This window comes from Lysobacter sp. Root983, from assembly GCF_001429345.1.
Classification (GTDB): Bacteria; Pseudomonadota; Gammaproteobacteria; order Xanthomonadales; family Xanthomonadaceae; genus Lysobacter.
Genome location: NZ_LMJO01000001.1, coordinates 147,191 through 164,338 on the forward strand (window position 1 = coordinate 147,191; position 17,148 = coordinate 164,338).

The 17,148-nt window shown below is 68.4% G+C and carries 14 protein-coding genes; 5 read left to right on the top strand and 9 right to left on the bottom strand.

What is annotated here, in order from left to right:
* The first annotated feature begins 254 nt into the window (after nt 1-254).
* Both ASE43_RS00720 and ASE43_RS00725 read left to right on the top strand, forming a co-directional pair.
* Nucleotides 255-2,543 (top strand): TonB-dependent receptor, encoded by a 2,289-nt coding sequence (locus tag ASE43_RS00720; RefSeq protein WP_057159144.1) that lies wholly within the window; start codon nt 255-257, stop codon nt 2,541-2,543.
* A gap of 216 nt (nt 2,544-2,759) precedes the next feature.
* Nucleotides 2,760-3,242 carry a glutathione peroxidase gene (locus ASE43_RS00725; protein WP_057159145.1) on the top strand — a complete coding sequence of 161 codons (483 nt, stop codon included), beginning with the start codon at nt 2,760-2,762 and terminating at the stop codon, nt 3,240-3,242.
* A gap of 294 nt (nt 3,243-3,536) precedes the next feature.
* On the opposite strand, the gene ASE43_RS00730 is transcribed toward ASE43_RS00725, so the two are convergent.
* Nucleotides 3,537-4,733, bottom strand: coding sequence for an acyltransferase family protein (locus tag ASE43_RS00730; protein ID WP_057159146.1), 1,197 nt, complete (start codon nt 4,731-4,733; stop codon nt 3,537-3,539).
* Nucleotides 4,734-4,887: 154 nt separating this feature from the next.
* Here ASE43_RS00730 and ASE43_RS00735 point away from each other — a divergent pair, with 154 nt between their 5' ends.
* On the top strand, nt 4,888-5,823 hold the full coding sequence (locus ASE43_RS00735; RefSeq protein ID WP_082607022.1) for a LytTR family DNA-binding domain-containing protein: 936 nt from the start codon (nt 4,888-4,890) through the stop codon (nt 5,821-5,823).
* Nucleotides 5,824-5,829: 6 nt separating this feature from the next.
* Here the strand turns inward: ASE43_RS00735 and ASE43_RS00740 are convergent, their stop codons facing one another.
* From ASE43_RS00740 to ASE43_RS00755, 4 genes are all read right to left on the bottom strand, one after another.
* Nucleotides 5,830-6,429, bottom strand: a complete 600-nt coding sequence (locus ASE43_RS00740; RefSeq protein WP_057159147.1) for a TlpA disulfide reductase family protein — start codon at nt 6,427-6,429, stop codon at nt 5,830-5,832.
* Nucleotides 6,426-7,235: a ferredoxin--NADP reductase gene (locus tag ASE43_RS00745; RefSeq protein ID WP_057159148.1), complete on the bottom strand. Its 810-nt coding sequence runs from the start codon at nt 7,233-7,235 to the stop codon at nt 6,426-6,428. Before ASE43_RS00745 ends, ASE43_RS00740 begins: the two co-directional genes overlap by 4 nt.
* Nucleotides 7,236-7,322: 87 nt before the next feature.
* Nucleotides 7,323-8,123, bottom strand: coding sequence for a hypothetical protein (locus tag ASE43_RS00750; RefSeq protein WP_057159149.1), 801 nt, complete (start codon nt 8,121-8,123; stop codon nt 7,323-7,325).
* The gene (locus tag ASE43_RS00755; RefSeq protein ID WP_057159150.1) at nt 8,120-8,743 is read right to left on the bottom strand and encodes a hypothetical protein; all 624 of its coding nucleotides are present in this window, start codon (nt 8,741-8,743) and stop codon (nt 8,120-8,122) included. The genes ASE43_RS00750 and ASE43_RS00755 overlap by 4 nt, the downstream gene beginning before the upstream one ends.
* A gap of 178 nt (nt 8,744-8,921) precedes the next feature.
* On the opposite strand from ASE43_RS00755, the gene ASE43_RS00760 reads away from it, so the two are divergent.
* The gene (locus ASE43_RS00760; protein ID WP_056174244.1) at nt 8,922-11,321 is read left to right on the top strand and encodes a Tex family protein; all 2,400 of its coding nucleotides are present in this window, start codon (nt 8,922-8,924) and stop codon (nt 11,319-11,321) included.
* Between the two features lie 237 nt (nt 11,322-11,558).
* On the opposite strand, the gene ASE43_RS00765 is transcribed toward ASE43_RS00760, so the two are convergent.
* The 4 genes from ASE43_RS00765 to ASE43_RS00780 form a co-directional block, all read right to left on the bottom strand.
* Entirely contained in the window at nt 11,559-12,755 is a 1,197-nt protein-coding gene (locus ASE43_RS00765; RefSeq protein WP_057159151.1) for a PQQ-dependent sugar dehydrogenase, read from the bottom strand.
* Between the two features lie 13 nt (nt 12,756-12,768).
* Nucleotides 12,769-14,709 (bottom strand): ABC transporter ATP-binding protein, encoded by a 1,941-nt coding sequence (locus ASE43_RS00770; protein WP_082607023.1) that lies wholly within the window; start codon nt 14,707-14,709, stop codon nt 12,769-12,771.
* 49 nt (nt 14,710-14,758) lie between these two features.
* On the bottom strand, nt 14,759-15,316 hold the full coding sequence (locus ASE43_RS00775) for a demethoxyubiquinone hydroxylase family protein (protein WP_162258737.1): 558 nt from the start codon (nt 15,314-15,316) through the stop codon (nt 14,759-14,761).
* A 79-nt stretch (nt 15,317-15,395) separates the two neighbouring features.
* Nucleotides 15,396-16,109, bottom strand: coding sequence for an alpha/beta fold hydrolase (locus tag ASE43_RS00780; protein WP_057159153.1), 714 nt, complete (start codon nt 16,107-16,109; stop codon nt 15,396-15,398).
* A 202-nt stretch (nt 16,110-16,311) separates the two neighbouring features.
* On the opposite strand from ASE43_RS00780, the gene ASE43_RS00785 reads away from it, so the two are divergent.
* Nucleotides 16,312-17,148 carry a hypothetical protein gene (locus tag ASE43_RS00785; protein ID WP_057159154.1) on the top strand — a complete coding sequence of 279 codons (837 nt, stop codon included), beginning with the start codon at nt 16,312-16,314 and terminating at the stop codon, nt 17,146-17,148.

A 17,148-nucleotide genomic window follows, 5' to 3' on the forward strand; every position in this document is an offset into this window, starting at 1 on the left:
GGCCGAAACATGTGCCAAATCCATGCCTAAACGCATACCGCCGAGTACGGGCTCTTTAATGCTTTGGTAACATTCGCGTGTCAAAGAGCCGCCACCGGCGCGGGCAGGTCCGCGCTACGGCCGTCAGGGGACGGTCGGACCGACGTAGCAGTCGTCCCGTCGCCGAGCCGCATGCCAGGCGCATGCATCGCCCGGCTTCTTACGAACCCAGGCCGCCCCGATCCGGGCCGCCGCTTTCATCGAGACCCCCCGCCATGCGTCAGCACGTCCGTGCTCCCCGCAGCCATGCCCTGGCCATCGCCGTCGCGATCAGCCTGACTTCCGCCGCCGCTTTCGCGCAGGACGCGCCCGCCGCCGCCACCGAGACGGCGCCCGCCGCCGAATCCGACGCCAAGACCCTGGACGCGCTGATGGTCACCGCGCAGCGCCGCGTCGAACGCGCCAAGGACGTGCCGATGGCGCTCACCACCGTCGACGCCGAGAAGCTGCACGTGCTCGGTTCCGGCGGCGGCGACATCCGCTTCCTGTCCGGCCGTCTGCCCAGCCTGAACATCGAGTCCTCGTTCGGCCGTGCCTTCCCGCGCTTCTACATCCGCGGCCTGGGCAACACCGACTTCGACCTCAACGCCTCGCAGCCGGTCTCGCTGGTGTACGACGACATCGTGTTGGAGAACCCGCTGCTGAAGGGCTTCCCGGTGTTCGATATGGAGAACGTCGAACTGCTGCGCGGCCCGCAGGGCACGCTGTTCGGCCGTAACACCCCCGCCGGCGTAGTCAAGTTCGAATCGGCCAAGCCGACCCGCGAGCTGGAAGGCTACGGCCAGGTCGCCTACGGCAGCCACGGCACCACCAATATCGAAGGCGCGATCAGCGGCCCGCTGGGCCCGAACTGGTCGGCGCGCGCCTCGGTGCTGTACCAGCGCCGCGACGAGTGGGTGACCAACACCAACCCGAACGCCCGCACCAATCCCAAGCTGGAAGGCTACGACGAGTCGGCCGCGCGCCTGCAGCTGCAGTACGACGGCAGCGAGACCTTCCACGCCCTGTTCAACGTGCACGCGCGCCATCTCAACGGCACCGCGCGCCTGTTCCGCGCCAACATCTTCAAGCCGGGCACCAACGACCTGGTCGCCGGTTTCGACGACGACAAGATCGCGATCGACGGCCGCAACTTCCAGCAGCTCGACACCTTCGGCGCCAGCGCCCGCCTGAGCTGGGACTTCGGCAACGACCTCACCCTGTACTCGATCACCGGTTACGAGTCGGCCGACTCGCTCAGCCGCGGCGACATCGACGGTGGCGTGGGTGCGGCCTTCCTGCCGACCGGCAGCTACCCGGGCGTGATTCCGTTCACCGCCGAATCCGCCGACGGTCTGCCCGATCACCGCCAGTGGACCCAGGAATTCCGCCTGGAGTCCAACTACAGCGGCCCGTTGAACTGGCAGGCCGGCCTGTTCTATTTCGACGAAGACATCACCGTCGACAGCTTCAACTACGACACTCTGGGCGGCGGCGTGCAGGCCGGCTGGGCGCAGCAGAAGCAGCGCAACAAGGCCTGGGCGGCCTACGGCTCGCTGGACTACGCGGTGACCGACAAGCTGACCCTGCGCGGCGGTCTGCGCTACACCCAGGACAAGAAGGACTTCACCGCCAGCGTGCTGCAGAGCGCGCCGTTCGGTGCGCCGGTGTCGGGCCCGTTCCCGGTCCACACCGACGTCGACGACGTCAGTTGGGACGCCAGCGCGGTCTATCAGGTCACCCCGGACGTGAACCTGTATGCGCGCGTGGCCAAGGGCTTCCGCGCGCCGTCGATCCAGGGCCGTTTGCTGTTCCAGGTGCCGCCGCAGCCGTCGGTCGCCGACGCCGAAAAGGTCATTTCCTACGAAGCCGGCGTCAAGGCAGATCTGTGGGACAAGCGCGCACGCCTGGGCTTCGCGGTGTTCCATTACAACGTCGACAACCAGCAGCTCAACGCCGTTGGCGGCGCCGCCAACCAGACCATCCTGCTCAACGCCGACAAGACCGTGGGTCAGGGCTTCGAGCTGGATTTCGACGCCTACGTCACCGATAACCTGATGATCACCCTCGGCGCCAGCTACAACGACACCGAGATCCAGGACGCCAACCTCGCCGTCGCTCCCTGCGGCAGCGGCATGTGCACGGTGACCGACCCGGTGGTCGGCGGCCTGGCCCGCATCGACGGCAACCCGCTGCCGCAGGCCCCGAAGTGGGTCTACAACCTGACCGCGCGCTACTCGCTGCCGGTCGGCGACGGCGGCGAGTTCTTCGTCTACACCGACTGGGCCTACCGCAGCGAAGTGAACTTCTTCCTCTACGAGGCCAAGGAGTTCCGCGGCAAGGCCCTGGTCGAAGGCGGCCTGCGCGTGGGTTACGGCTGGCAAAACGGCAAGTACGAAGTGGCGCTGTACGGCCGCAACATCCTCGACAAGGTGCAGGCGGTCGGCGCGATCGACTTCAACAACCTGACCGGCTTCGTCAACGAGCCGCGCATCGTGGGCGTGGAGTTCAAGGCCGGCTTCTGAGGCCGGGCAGGGCGGCCCGCCGCCTGCCATCGCAATACCGGACGGCCCGCCTCGCGCGGGCCGTTTTTTTATGCGAAAGAGAGGAGTAAGTAGTGAGAAGTGAGTAAAAGCGGGGCTTGCTCCGGCTCACTTCTCACTCCTCCCCGCTCACTTCTATTTCCGTACCCTCGGAACGCGCTATCGTCTCCCAATCCCCGCCGCCCCGCCGGAGCGACCATGACCACCGCCTACGACTTCACCGCCACCGACATCGACGGCCAGCCGCGCTCGCTGGACGAGTATCGCGGCAAGGTGCTGCTGATCGTCAACGTCGCCTCGCAATGCGGCTTCACACCGCAGTACACCGGCCTGGAACAGTTGGAGCGCAAGTTCAAGGAGCGGGGCTTCGAAGTGCTGGGCTTCCCCTGCGACCAGTTCGGCCACCAGGAGCCGGGCAACGAAGCCGAGATCAAGGAATTCTGCTCGCTGACCTACGACGTGAGCTTCCCCCTGTACGCCAAGGTCGACGTCAACGGCGCCCAGGCGCATCCGCTGTGGAAGTGGCTGAAGGACGAGAAGGGCGGTTTCCTCGGCATCGACGCGATCAAATGGAACTTCAGCAAGTTCCTGGTCGGCCGCGACGGCAAGGTCATCAAGCGCTACGCCCCGACCGACAAGCCCGAGTCGATCGCGTCGGATATCGAGAAGGCGCTGGCCTGAGCCGTTGGCGCTCTGGCTTTGGGGTAGGAGCGGCGTGAGCCGCGACCGCGCAATCGCCAATGCCCGCGCCGCTTCGCTCGAGTCGATACCGAGACGCGACGCCCTCGTTCTGTGTGGGAGCGGCGTCATCCGCGATAGCGACACCGCGAGGTCCTGCGTTGCTCCACGGAACGCAACGAACCGCCAATCGTTGCTTGCGCCGCATCGGCGTTTGCGCGATCGCGGCTGACGCCGCTCCCACAGGAAGCGGCGTCGCTTTAGGTCCTTAAGCGCAGCGCGATGGCGCGAGAGCCCTCAAGCCGCGTCGTTCGCCGCCTGCAACCCCGTCGCCGCGATCGCCTGGCGGCGCGGCTGGACCCGCGCCTTGAGCCCGAAGCACGGCCGCAGCAGCGGCACCCGGCGAATGATCGCGTGCAGCCCCCAGCAGCCCAGCACCGTGCCCACCACCACGATGACCGGCTCGCTCACTGGGCCCAGGTGCAGCGGCAGGATCCAGTACGCGATAAGCACGATCAGGCTCTGGTGCAGCACGTACCAAGGATAGACCGCCTCGTTGGCCCAGGGCAGCCAGCGGAACGGGCGATTGAGCAGGGCATGGCCCCAGCCCAGGATCGCGGAAATAGCGAACCAGATGTACAGATTGCGTAGCAGCCACACGCTGTTCTGCAGCAGGTCCGGAATCTGGTCGGGCAGCACCAGCACCAGGGTCAGGTAGAAGCCGAACAGGCCCAGGGCCAGGCTCAGGGTCCACTTGCGCAGCCGCACCAGCTCGTTCCACAAACCGCTGTCGTTACCCAGCCAATAGCCGTACAGGAACACGCTGAAATAGATCGCGTGGCGGTACCAGTCGTGGATCAGGTCGCCGGTTTCCTCGAAGTGCGGCTGCAGCAGCATGGTCGCCAGGGCCAGCGGTAGGGCCGGCAGGATCACCAGCTTCCAGCCACGCAAGCCCGTCGCCAAAGCGTGCAGGCGCCGGCCCAGACCGTTGCGGAACAGCGGCAGCAGGGCGGCCAGGGCGAGGGTGTAGACCCACAGATAGGCCAGGTACCACAGGTGGTTCCAGGTGAAGCCGTACTCCCAGCCGTCGAAGGCGTCCTTGGGCCAGGGCTGGAACTGGTAGTAGCGCAACAGGAAGTCGACGAAACCCGGCTCGACCAGACCGTTGGCCACGCCCTGGGCGTAGGGCTGGATCGGCACCACCACCAGGCAGCCGAAGGTCAGCGGCAACAGCAGGCGCCAGCTGCGCTGGATCACGAAGCGGCCCAGCGAGGTGCCGCGCAACAGGAAGTGCACCGACAGACCCGAGATCAGGAAGATCAGGTCCATGCGCCAGCGGTTCATGAACAGCATCGGGATCTGCAGCGGTTCCGACAGATGGGTGCTTTTCAGATGCCAGTCCCACTCGGCGACGTAGAGCATGGCGCAGTGGTAGAGGATCAGCAGGGCGAAGGCGATCGCGCGCAGGGCGTCGATGTCGTGGCGGCGTTGCATGGTCGGTCCGCGGCAGTGAAGGTGCGCCCAGCCTTGCCGCGAGCGGCGCCGCGCGCAGCGCTCAGGTGACCGTTGGCGGGCCGGCAGGGACGAATCGCGGGCCCTGGGGACGGCCGGTTGCCGCGCGCGTGCCCGCACAGGCGAGAATGCGCGCATGAATTACGAACCGACCGCGGCCAGGACGGCCGACGCCGACACCGCCATCCCGCCGGCCCAGCCGGTCGCCCCGCTCAGCGCCTGGGACCGCTACCAGCCCTGGCGGCGCACCGCCGAGGTCGCGAGCTGGGTGCTGCTGTTCGCGGCCAACGCGATCGGCGGCACCCTGACCACCATCATCGACATCCATCGGGTCGGCTTGGACATCCCCGACTGGGCGCCCGCGATCTGGGAGGCGACCAGCTGCCTGGTCGCGCTGTGCCTGGTGCCGGCCCTGGTCTGGTACACCCGCCGGATCCCGTTTCATATCGACAGCTGGCGACGGGCGCTGGCGCTGCACCTGCTGGGCAGCGTGGTCTGGTCGTTGCTGCACGTGAGCCTGATGGTCGGCCTGCGCAAGCTGATCTATGCCGGGCTGGGCGAGTCCTACGATTTCGGTTCCTGGGGCATGGGGCTGGTCTACGAGTATCTGAAAGACGTGCGCTCCTACGTCTACATGGTGTTGTGGATCGAGGGCTACCGCCTGCTGATGCGGCGTTGGCAGGGCGAGGCCAGTCTGCTGGCGCCGCCCGACGACCTGCCCGAGCCGGCCACGCCCGAGCGCCCGGAGCGCTTCCTGGTGCGCAAACTGGGCAAGGAATTCCTGATCGCGGCCGGCGAGGTCGAATGGCTGCAGGCCTCGTCCAACTACGTGAACCTGCACTTGCGCGGCCGCGACTATCCGCTGCGCACCACCATGGCCACCATCGAGGCCCAGCTCGACCCGGCGCGCTTCGTGCGCGTGCACCGTTCTTATATGGTCAATCTGGACTGCGTGGGCGAGATCGAGCCGCTGGAAAGCGGCGACGCGCGCATCACCATGCGCGACGGCACCCGCATCCCGTGCAGCCGGCGCTACCGCGGTGTGCTGCGCCAGGACCGGCGCGCGGCCTGAGCCGTCTCAGTCGCGGCCGGCCTGCGCGGCCGGCGGCGGCAGCAGGGCGTGCAGCTCGCGCACCAGGCGCTCGACCTTCTGCGGGGTGTAGCCGCGCTGCACGTGCGCGATCCGGCCGCGAGTGTCGATCAGGAAGGCGTTGGGGACCGCGCGCACCCGGTAGTAGCGCGCGACCGTGCCCGGGTCGCGCAGCGTCAACAGGTCCAGGCCGGGGTTCTGGCGCAGGAAGGCCTCGTAGTCGCGCTGCGGTTCGGCGTAGTTGATCGCGACGATCTGCAGGCGCTCGCGGCCGAATCCGGTCTGCAGCGCCGACAGCTGCGGCAGCTCGCGCCGGCATTGCTCGCACCAGCCGGCCCAGAACACCACCAGCACCACCTTGCCGCGGTAGTGGCTGACCTGGATCGACTTACCGTCGCGGTCCAGCCCCAGCCAGTCGGGCGGCAGGTCGCCGACCTGCGGGCCCTGCGCGGTCGCGCTCGCCGGTGTGGCGTCGCCCGTCGCGGCCTGCGCCGGCAGCAGCGCCGCGCCGCACAGCAGCGCCAGCATCGTTGTGAACAGCCAGCTCCGCAGCGTATGGGGCAGCGGCGAGGGCGGGCGCGCGCTCATTTCTCGACGAACGCGCGCTCGTACACGTACTGGCCGGGGACGCCGATACGCGGCGCCGCGCCGAAGCCGCGGCTGTCCAGCAGTTCGCGGAAATCGGCCAGCATCTGCGGGCTGCCGCAGATCATGGCGCGGTCGTGTTCGGCCGCCAGCGGCTCGATCCCGAGCTGCTCCATCATGCGTCCCGTGGCCATCATTTCGGTCAGGCGCCCGCGCTGGTCGCGGCCGGCGAAATCGAAGCCCTCGCGGCTCACCGCCGGGTAGTACAGCAGTTTGGCCGCGATCTGCTCGCCCATGAATTCGTGCTTGGGCAGCTCGTTGACGATGTAATCGCGGTAGGCCAGGTCTTGCGCGCTGCGCACGCCGTGGCACAGGATCACGCGCTCGAAGCGTTCGTAGGTCTCCGGATCCTTGATGATCGACAGCCACGGCGCGAAGCCGGTGCCGGTGCCCAACAGATACAGATTGCGGCCCGGGTGCAGGTCGTGGATCAGCAGGGTGCCGGTGGGCTTGCGGCCGATCAGCACCTCATCGCCGGGACGGATTTCCTTCAGGCGCGAGGTCAACGGCCCGTTGGGCACCTTGATGCTGAAGAACTCCAGCTGTTCTTCCCAGTTAGCGCTGGCGATCGAATACGCGCGCAGCAACGGCTTGGACGAACCGTCCGCCTGCGGCACCTGCAGTCCGATCATCACGAACTGGCCGTTGTCGAAGCGGAATCCGTCGTCGCGGGTGGTGGTGAAGCTGAAGTAGTCGTCGGTCCAGTGACGGACGTCCAGCACCGTCTCGGTGCCAAAAGCGGAGGACATGCGGGGCAGGGGTGTGGAGCTGGGAGCGCATTGTAGCCGATTGATGAGATTGACTCTCATCTGTCGCACGACGGCCGTGGCAGCGGTTCAGACCGCCGCCACCATGTCGGCGGCCAGCGCGGCGATGGTCTCCGGGCCCGCCCAGGCGGGATCGAGTTCTCTGCCGATCCGGGGGTAGGCGCCGATCCGATAGGCACGGCCGAAATTGAGGGCCCCCTCGCTGAAGCCTTCGTAGCAGACCATCGCGTGACGGCTGCCGGGCGGGTTGGCGGGCAGATAGGGCTGTTGCGTCGCGGGCCAGGCATTGAGCGATATGTCGAAGCGAGTGGCGACGGCCTGGCGCGCGATACCGATCGCGACATCGGTCGCGTGGCATTTGAGCTCCAGCGCCATCAACGCCGGCATCCTATGACCGCCCTCGGTGGCGCCGCCTGCGGCGATACGCGCACGTTCCTCGTCCACGGCGCCCGGGCGCAGCAGGGCGATATCGAATTCGTGCCCGACACCGCTGCGACCGGTGAACGTGAGCGAGTTGTGCAGTTGCGCGATCGGCTGCGCGTTCCGGTAGAGGGCGATGTACCCCGGACTGTTGGTGCCCGCGCCGAGCAGGCCGGGGCTGCCGCGAAACACCGCACGGTCGCTACTCTTGGCCGCAGCGCCGGAGCCGAGATGCCAATGGGCGTGGTACGACGCCAGCGAACGGGTTTTCAGTTCATCCACCAACGCGGCCGAGAACGCCAGCATCACCCAGGCTTCGTAGCACTTGCCCTTCTCGTGGTTCTTGTTGCTGTGGCGCAGATGGCTATCCTTCACGTGCGCGCCCAGCGCGTCGGCGATCCGGCTGACTTCCGCGATGGCCTGGTCGATGTCGAAGGCGACCTTGCTCATAGGTTCATGCCCCGGTCGTAGCGGGCTTCGTCGTCCGGATCGACGTCGGGCTCGAGGTCGGCTTCGCGGTAGTAGTCGGGCTCGATCTCCACCAGCATCGCTTCCTGTTCGAGCGGCTGTATCCAGGTATCCGCATCGGCGCCGTAGGCGACGACCGTCGATTCGAAACTGGCGGCCACCGCCGCGCCCCCGGGGCTTCCGCCCTGGTCGGGTTCGCGCAGGGGGTTGCCGGCGCCGGATTCGGGGTCGTCGGGAGTGAACTGGGCGAGGATGCGGCGCAATTGCCACGCGAGCCGCTCGATCAGGGGTTCCAGCTCGACGCGCTGTTCGATCACGCGCTCGTGGACCAGGCGTTGCGAAGGCGCCTCGGCGCTGGCGACGAACATCCGCTCCCAGTGCATGCCGACCGGTTCGGCCAGACGCGCGGCGATATCCCATTGCATGCGGATCGGCAGCACCAGCATCGTCTCGATCGAGCGCGCCACGAACGCGGTCGCCTGGGCCGTGTCGACCGCGAAATCCTGCAAGCGCAGACGCGCGCGGATGTCGATGGCCGTGACCGGAAAAGGATCGGAAATGGCCCGCAGCAGCGCCAGGGCCGGGGGCAGGGCGGTCGCCATGGTTCGCTCCGTGAACGCAGCCAGCGGTTCGCGCGATATAGCACGAATCCCGCGGCAGCGGCGACGGCGCGGAAACGACCCCGCTTCCGCGCCCGCTGTCAACGGGTTTCCCCTGCCGCCCGGCGTTGCGACAATCGGTCCAGCCCGCAGCTAGCGGGTGCCAGACCGATTGGAAGCAATGCAAGACACGACCTCGAAGTCCGCACCGCAGATCGCCGAACAGATCGCACGCACCATCGCCGCCGAGATCGGCGCGCAACCGGCCCAGGCCCGCTCCGCCATCGCCCTGCTCGACGAGGGCGCGACGGTGCCGTTCATCGCGCGCTACCGCAAGGAAGTCACCGGCGGGCTGGACGACACCCAGTTGCGCGATCTCGAGGGCCGCCTGCGTTATCTGCGCGAGCTCGAGGACCGCCGCGCCGCGGTGCTGGAGAGCATCGCCGAACAAGGCAAGCTCACCGACGCGTTGCGCGCCGACATCGAGGCCGCCGACAGCAAGGCGCGCCTGGAAGATCTGTACCTGCCGTACAAGCCCAAGCGCCGCACCAAGGCCCAGATCGCGCGCGAGGCCGGCCTGGAGCCGCTCGCCGACGGACTGCTCGCCGACCCGACCCTGCAGCCCGAGGTCTACGCCGCCGAATTCGTCAGCGAGGAAAAACAGGTCGCCGACGTCAAGGCCGCGCTGGACGGCGCGCGCGCGATCCTGATGGAGCGCTGGGGCGAGGACGCCGCGCTGGTCGGCGAGCTGCGCACCTGGCTGCACCAGACCGGCGTGATCCGTGCGCGCGTGGTCGAGGGCAAGGAGAACGAGGGCGCCAAGTACCGCGACTACTTCGACCACGCCGAAGCGCTGGCCAAGATTCCCTCGCACCGCCTGCTGGCGCTGTTCCGCGCGCGCCGCGAGGAAGTGCTGTACCTGGATCTGGAACCCACCACCGATCCCGCTGCCGGCCACGCTTACGGCGAAGGCCGCGTCGCCTTGCATGCCGGTGTCGCCGACCGCGGCCGCGCCGGCGACCGCTGGCTGCTCGACGCCTGCCGCATGACCTGGCGCGCCAAGCTGCACCTGCACCTGCTGCTGGACCTGTTCGGGCAGGCGCGCGAGAAGGCCGAGGCCGAAGCCATCGACGTGTTCGGCGACAACCTCAAGGATCTGTTGTTGGCCGCACCGGCCGGCCCGCGCGCGGTGCTCGGACTGGACCCGGGCCTGCGCACCGGCGTCAAGGTCGCGGTGGTCGACGCCACCGGCAAACTGGTCGCCCACGACACCATCTACCCGCACGAACCGCGCAAGCAGTGGGACCAGTCGCTGCACACCCTGCGCGCGCTGTGCGCCAAGCATGCGGTCGAACTGATCTCGATCGGCAACGGCACCGCCTCGCGCGAAACCGACAAACTGGCCGGCGATCTGATCAAGCTGGCGCCCGAGCTGAAGCTGACCAAGATCGTGGTCAGCGAGGCCGGCGCGTCGGTGTACTCGGCTTCCGAGTTCGCATCCAAGGAATTTCCGGACCTGGACGTGAGCATCCGCGGCGCGGTCTCGATCGCGCGGCGGCTGCAGGATCCGCTGGCCGAGCTGGTCAAGATCGAGCCCAAGGCGATCGGCGTTGGCCAGTACCAGCACGACGTCGACCAGTACCGCCTCGCGCGCGCGCTGGACGCGCGCGTCGAGGACTGCGTGAACGCGGTCGGCGTGTACGTGAACACCGCGTCGGCCGCGCTGCTCGCGCGCGTGTCGGGCCTGTCCAGCACGGTCGCCGAGAACATCGTGCGTCACCGCGACGAGAACGGTCCCTTCGCCTCGCGCAAGGCCTTGTTGAAAGTGCCGCGCCTGGGCGACAAGACGTTCGAGCAGTGCGCGGGCTTCCTGCGCATCGTCGACGGCGATCAGCCGCTGGACGCCTCGGCGGTGCACCCCGAGGCTTATCCCGTGGTCGAGCGCATCGTCCAGCAGTGCGGCCGCGAGGTGAAGCAACTGCTGGGCGACCCGCAGTTCGTGCGCGGGCTCAAGGCCGAGCAGTACACCGACGACACCTTCGGCCTGCCGACGGTGCGCGACATCCTCAAGGAAATGGAAAAACCCGGCCGCGATCCGCGTCCCGAGTTCAAGGCCGCGCGTTTCGCCGACGGCGTCGAGGATCTCAAGGACCTCAAGGTCGGCATGATCCTGGAGGGCGTGATCAGCAACGTCGCCGCATTCGGTGCCTTCGTCGATATCGGTGTGCACCAGGACGGCCTGATCCATATCTCGGCGCTGTCGGACAAGTACATCAAGGACCCGCGCGAGGCGGTCAAGGCCGGCGACGTGGTCAAGGTGCGGGTGCTGGAAGTCGACATCGCGCGCAAGCGCATCGCACTCACCCGACGCCTCGATGACGCGGTGCCGGCGCCGCGTCCGCCGGGCAGCGGCGATCGCGCCGGCGCGGATCGCGGTGGTCCGCGCGGCGGCGATGGCGGCCGTGGCGGACGTCGCGAGCCGCCCGCCCGCGGCGGTTCGTTCGCGCCGGCGGGCAAGGGCAATGCGCCGATGGGCGGGGCGTTGGCTGATGCGTTCGCGCGGGCTAAGCAGAAGAACTGATCCCACGATGCCCATGCCGCGTAGGGTGGTCCCAAAGCCATCCCTCGCGCCTGTTTTTGCTCGTCATCCCCGCGAAGGCGGGGATCCAGCGACTTTAGGGCGCCGCAGCCCCACGTCATTGGCCTCGACCGTAGGATGCGGTGAGCCCTAGGCGAACCGCATCGTCGCGTAATCGCACGTCGCCACGGCAACACGGCAACACGGCTATCGCCGCGTTGCCTCGCAACGCAGCTCTACTCAGCCGCCAGCCTTCCCCGGCGGATCCAAGCGCAACAACTTGCCGTCCTTCTCGTCGGTCAGCACATAGACCTTGCCGTCCGCGCCAACACGCACGTCGCGGATGCGCAAGCCGAGCTCCTTGAGCAGGCGCTCTTCCTTGACGATCTTGTCGCCATCCAGCGTGAGGCGGATCAGGTTGCCGTCGGCGAGCGCGCCCAGGAACAGGCTGTCGTTCCAGGGCGAGTCGGGGCGGCCGGTATAGAAGGCCATGCCAGACAGCCCCGGCGATTTCGCCCACACGTGGTACGGCGATTCCATGCCGGGCTTGCTCTTGCCCTCGGCTTCCGAGATCGGCAGGCCGCTGTAGTCGATGCCATTGGTGATAATGGGCCAGCCGTAATTCTTGGTCGGCTCGGGCAGATTGATCTCGTCGCCGCCGCGCGGGCCGTGCTCGGCTTCCCACAGCTTGCCGCTGCGCGGATCCAGCGCCAGCGACTGCATGTTGCGATGGCCGTAGCTCCAGATCTCGGCGCGCGCATCGCTGCGGCCGACATAGGGATTGTCGGTCGGCACGCTCCCGTCCAGGTTCAGGCGCACCAGCTTGCCCTGCAGCATCTTCAGATCCTGCGAGGCCATGCGCTCCTGGCGCTCGCCTTGGGTGATGAAGACATGCCCGTGGCCGTCGAAGGCGATGCGCGAACCGAAGTGGTTAGGCCCGACCAGCTTGGGCTGCTGGCGGTAGATCACTTCGACCTCGCTCAGGCCGGTATCGCCCAGCGTCGCCGTGGCGACCGCGGTGCCGGCGCTGCCGTTGGGGCCCGGCTCGGCGAAACTGAGGTAGATACGCTTGCTGCTGGCGAAGTCCGGCGCCAGCACCACGTCGAGCAGGCCGCCCTGGCCCTCGGCCCAGACTTGCGGCACGTTGGCCAGCGGCGCCGAGATCGCGCCGTCCGCGCCGATCCGGCGCAAACGCCCCGGCCGTTCGGTGACCAGGAAGCCGCCGTCGGGCAGCAGCGCCACGCTCCAGGGCTGCTCCAGGCCGTGGGCGATCTCGGTGACCTGGATCGGCCCGCGTTCGCTGGCCAGTTGCTGGGCTTTCTGCTGCGCCGGCGCGGGCCGCGCCGCGGCGCTGTCCTGGGCCGGGGTCTTGTCGCAGGCGACCAGGGCGCAAGCGAGGGCAAGGGCGAGCGCGATGCTGCGGTGACGGACAACCATGCGGGGAATCTCCTTAGCGATAACCGGCGGCTTGCAATTCGAACAGTTCGGCGTAGCGCCCGCCTTGCGCGAGCAGCTCGGTATGGGTGCCGCTGGCCTCGAGTCGGCCTTCGGCGAGCACCAGGATACGATCGGCCATGCGCACGCTGCTGAAGCGGTGGGAGATCAGCACCGCGGTGCGGTCGTCCGACAACTCCTTGAAGCGCTGGAATACCTCGAACTCCGAACGCGCGTCCAGGGCCGCGGTCGGTTCGTCCAGGATCATGACCTGGGCATCGCGCATGTAGGCGCGCGCGATCGCGATCTTCTGCCACTGCCCGCCGGAGAGGTCGACGCCGGTCTTGAAGCGGCGCCCGATCTGCTGGTCGTAGCCCTGCGGCAGCGATTCGATGACCTGGTCGGCCATGGCGCGCCGGGCCGCGTTGCGGATGCGTTCCTCGTCGTGCATGGCGTCGATCTGGCCGACGCCGATGTTCTCGCCGGCGGTGAGGTGGTAGCGCACGAAGTCCTGGAAGATAACGCCGATGTTGGCACGCAGCTCGTCCAGGTCGTATTCGCGCAGGTCGCGGCCGTCGAGCAGGATGCGGCCTTCGTCGGGGTCGTACAGGCGTGCCAGCAATTTGACCAGGGTGGTCTTGCCGGCGCCGTTCTCGCCGACCAGGGCCAGCACTTCACCCGCGCGCAGTTCGAAATTCAGCCCGCGCAGCGCCCAGCGCTCGGCATCGGGATAGCGGAAGCCGACGTTCTCGAACGCGAAGCCGCGCGCAATCGGGCGCGGTACCGGCAGCGGATCGGCGGGCGAGACGATCTCCGGTTCGATCTCGAAGAACGAGAACAGGTCGTCCAGATACAGGGCCTGGCCGGCCACCTGCGAGAACCCCACCAACAGACCTTCCAGCAGCTGGCGCAGGCGCCGGAAGCTGCCGGCCAGGAAGGTCAGGTCGCCGATGCTGAAATCGCCCTTGACCGTGCGCCAGGCGATGTAGGCGTAGGCGACGTAGTAGCCCAGCGTGCCCAGCGCCGCCAGCAGCGTGCCCCAGAACGCGCGCCGCCGCGCCAGCGAACGGTTGGCCTTGAAGAACTTGTCCGCCAGCTCGCGGTACTTGGCGATCAGATAACGGTGAAGATTGAAGATCTTCACCTCCTTGGCGGTCTCGACGCTGGCGCCCATCTGGCGCACGTACTCGAGTTGGCGGCGCTCGGGCGTCCAGGCGAAGTTGAGCGAATAACCCAAGGCGTTGAAATGCGCCTCGCCGACGAAGGCCGGGATCAGCGCCACCGCCAGCAGCAGGATCAGCCAGGGCGCGTACACCAGCAAGCCGATCGCGAAGCTGATCACCGTGATCGTGTCCTGGACCTGGCCGAACAACTGGCTCATCAGGTTCATGCGCCCCATGGTCTGGCGACGCGCGCGGTCCAGCTTGTCCTGCAGGTCGGGGTCCTCGAAGTCCTCCAGGTCCAAGGTCGCGGCGTGCTCCATCAGGCGCACGCTGGTGGCGTTGGTGAACAATTCCGACAGCAGCGAATCGCCGTAGCTGATCAGGCGGCCGAGCAGGTCCGAGCCGATCGCCAGCCCGAACTCCAGCGCCAGCAGGCCGAGCAGGGTGGTGAGCTGTCCGCCGTCGAGCGCGGCGCGCACCGATTCGAACTCGACGCCGGCCGCGACCAGGCGCACCGCCTCGTCGATGATGAGCTTGCCGACGTACAGGGTCGCGACCGGCAGGAACGCGCGCACCAAACGCAGGCCCAGCGTAATCAGAGTCAGGCTACGGCTGGTCTGCCATATCTGGCGCAGGAACGGCGGCAGATTGCGCAGCGCGTCGAAACGCTCGCGCAGGCTGGGCTTGCCGCTCGATCGGCCGGCGTTGCGGCCGGGCGTGCTCTGTCCAGGAGCGTTCTGGCCAGGTGCGCTCGGGTCGGAGGCGGGCGGGGCGGCGTCGGCGGGCGAGGGCATGGCCGGATTGTGCCTGGGCTGCGCTAGAGGGCCGTGAAAGCGACGCGGCTCACAGGCGCATACCCAGCCGGATCACCGCTTCGGTGGAGGCCGCGACCACCGCATCGATGCCGCGGGTGAGCGCATCGTCGCGGCCGACGCGCTCGGCGGCGACGTTGCGGTGCTCGAGTTCGTCGTGCACGATCGAGGCCACCGCGGCGTGCGCATCCGGATCGCTATGCGCCATGTGGGCGAGCTGTTCCTCTAGATGGCGGTTGACCACGGTCTCGATCGAGCGCGTGCAGGCCATGACCGCGCGCTCGCCCAGCAGGGCGGTGATCAGGCCCAAGGCATATCCGCCGACGCCGCACCACAGGAAGCTGCGGCAACGGCGGATGCCGCGCGCGGCGAGGATGTCGTCGAAGGTGGCTAGATGGCGGCGCTCGTGACTGAGGAAGTCTTCCAACAGGCCAACCGAGGGGCGGCCCAGGCAGCGCCCGACCAGGATCTGGGCGCGATAGATCTGGATCGCGCCGAACTCGCCGGCGTGATCCACGCGCAGGTAGCGCGCAGCCAGCGACGGCGTCGGGATCGGTGTGGGCAATGCGGAGTCCAGGCTGTGCGTCATCGCGGCGGCATCGAGGTGGAGGCCTGCATGCAGCATAGCCGCGACGAAGCCCGCCGGCGCCGCCGCGAGCGGTTCGCCCTCAAGCCGCGGCGCGCTCCGCGGGGCAGGCCAGCGCGATCGCGGTCAGGCGTTCGGCCAGCTGCGCCGGCGCCGACAGCATGGCCAGATGGCCGGCGTCGAGGTCGTGCACCCGCGCCTGCGGCAGGCGCGCGATCATCGCGTCCTGGCGCGCCGGCAGCAGGCTGCGGTCGCGCAACAAGCGCAGATAGGTCGCGGCCGCGCGCACCGGCTGCGCGCATGTGGGCGTGAGGTAGAGGCCAGGGAACTCGGCTTGGTAGCGCGAGACCACCAGGGCCGCGCTGGCCTCGTCGAGGTCGTTGCACAGTTCCTTGCGGATCATCGCCGGCCCGGGCGCGAGCCCGTCGCGGTTGAAGCGGAACAACAGGCGCAGCAGGGTGCGTTCGACCGTGCCCAGCGCATCGACGAAGGCGCCGCCCGGCGGCGGCACCACCGCGGCCAGATAGAGGGCATGGCGCAGACGCGCGCCCAGGCCCGCGGCCAGCTCCGGCATCAGCACGCCGGCCAGCGAGTGCGCGACGATCGTCACCTCGTCGAGGCCGCGACGGTCCAGTTCGGCTATCAGCGCCCGTGCGCAGCGCTCCGGCGTCGCGTCGGCGTGCCGACCCGCGATATCCAGCGCGATCGCGGGGACCGCCATGCGTTCGATCACGCGATCCCAGACCCAGGCGCCGACGCCGGCGCCATGCAGCAGGACGGTGGTGGGGGTGGACATGCGGCGGTGCCTCGGCGATGGCGGGAATGGCCTCAGGCTAAGGCGCGCGGCTGCCAGCTTTTGTCAGCAGCGCCACCGCCACGGCGCACGGCGCCGGGTTTTTCTTGACGGCGCAGGAGCGCGCGCCGAACAATCACGCGGCGAATCGGCGCAATCCCGTACCGCGCGCCGGCGTCGCGACTACGTCACTATCAGGGGAACCATGAGAATTCTTGCGTCTGCGCTGATCCTCGCGATCGGCTTCGCCAGCGCGCCTGCGGGCGCGCGCAAGCTCCAGTACGCGCTGCCGCCCGCGGCCTCGGCAGCGGGCGAGGTGCGACTGGTCGAAGGCGAGCGCGGTGCGCTGCCGCCGGAGGTTTCCGGCGTCGCCTATCTCGACGAGGCGCGCAGCGTCGGCTACCGCCAGGACTTCGGCGGCATGGGCGTGGCCGGCGGCCTGCTGCTCGGCCCGTTCGGCGCGGGCGCCAACGCCCTCGCGATCCAGAAGAACACCGCGCGCGAGGCCGAGGCCCTGCGCGGCAAGCTCGGCTTCGCGCCGGATGCGCTGCTGCTGGCCGCATTGACGGCGATGCCGGCGAGCGCGTCGGCCAGCCGCGAGGCCAAGCTGCGGCCTAGCCTCTACCTGACCCGCGACAAGCAGGAGCGCCTGATCTTCTGGACCATCGTCGATGTCGACCTGGACGGTTGGCGCGGACGCTATTCGCGCGTGCTGCCGGCGCGTGTCGCCTCGGCGGCGGTCGTGGCCGGCCTGCCGGAAGCGGAACGCGCGGTGCTGGAAACCCAGCTGCGCGACTCCTACATCGAGACCTTGAAGGTGCTGCAGCTCGATCTGGAAGGACGAGCCGGCGAATTCGCCAAGATGAAGGTCGAGGTGGAAGCGCTGGCGCCGCGCTTCCATGCCGCTGTGAAGTACGAGTTCGTGCGTCGCGACGAGACCCACACCCTGATCCGTGCGCTGGCGCCGTCGACGGTGCAGGCCGCGGGCCTGGGCTTCTCCGGTGTGCTGATCGTTCCGAATTCGGAAGCGCTGGTGAAGTAA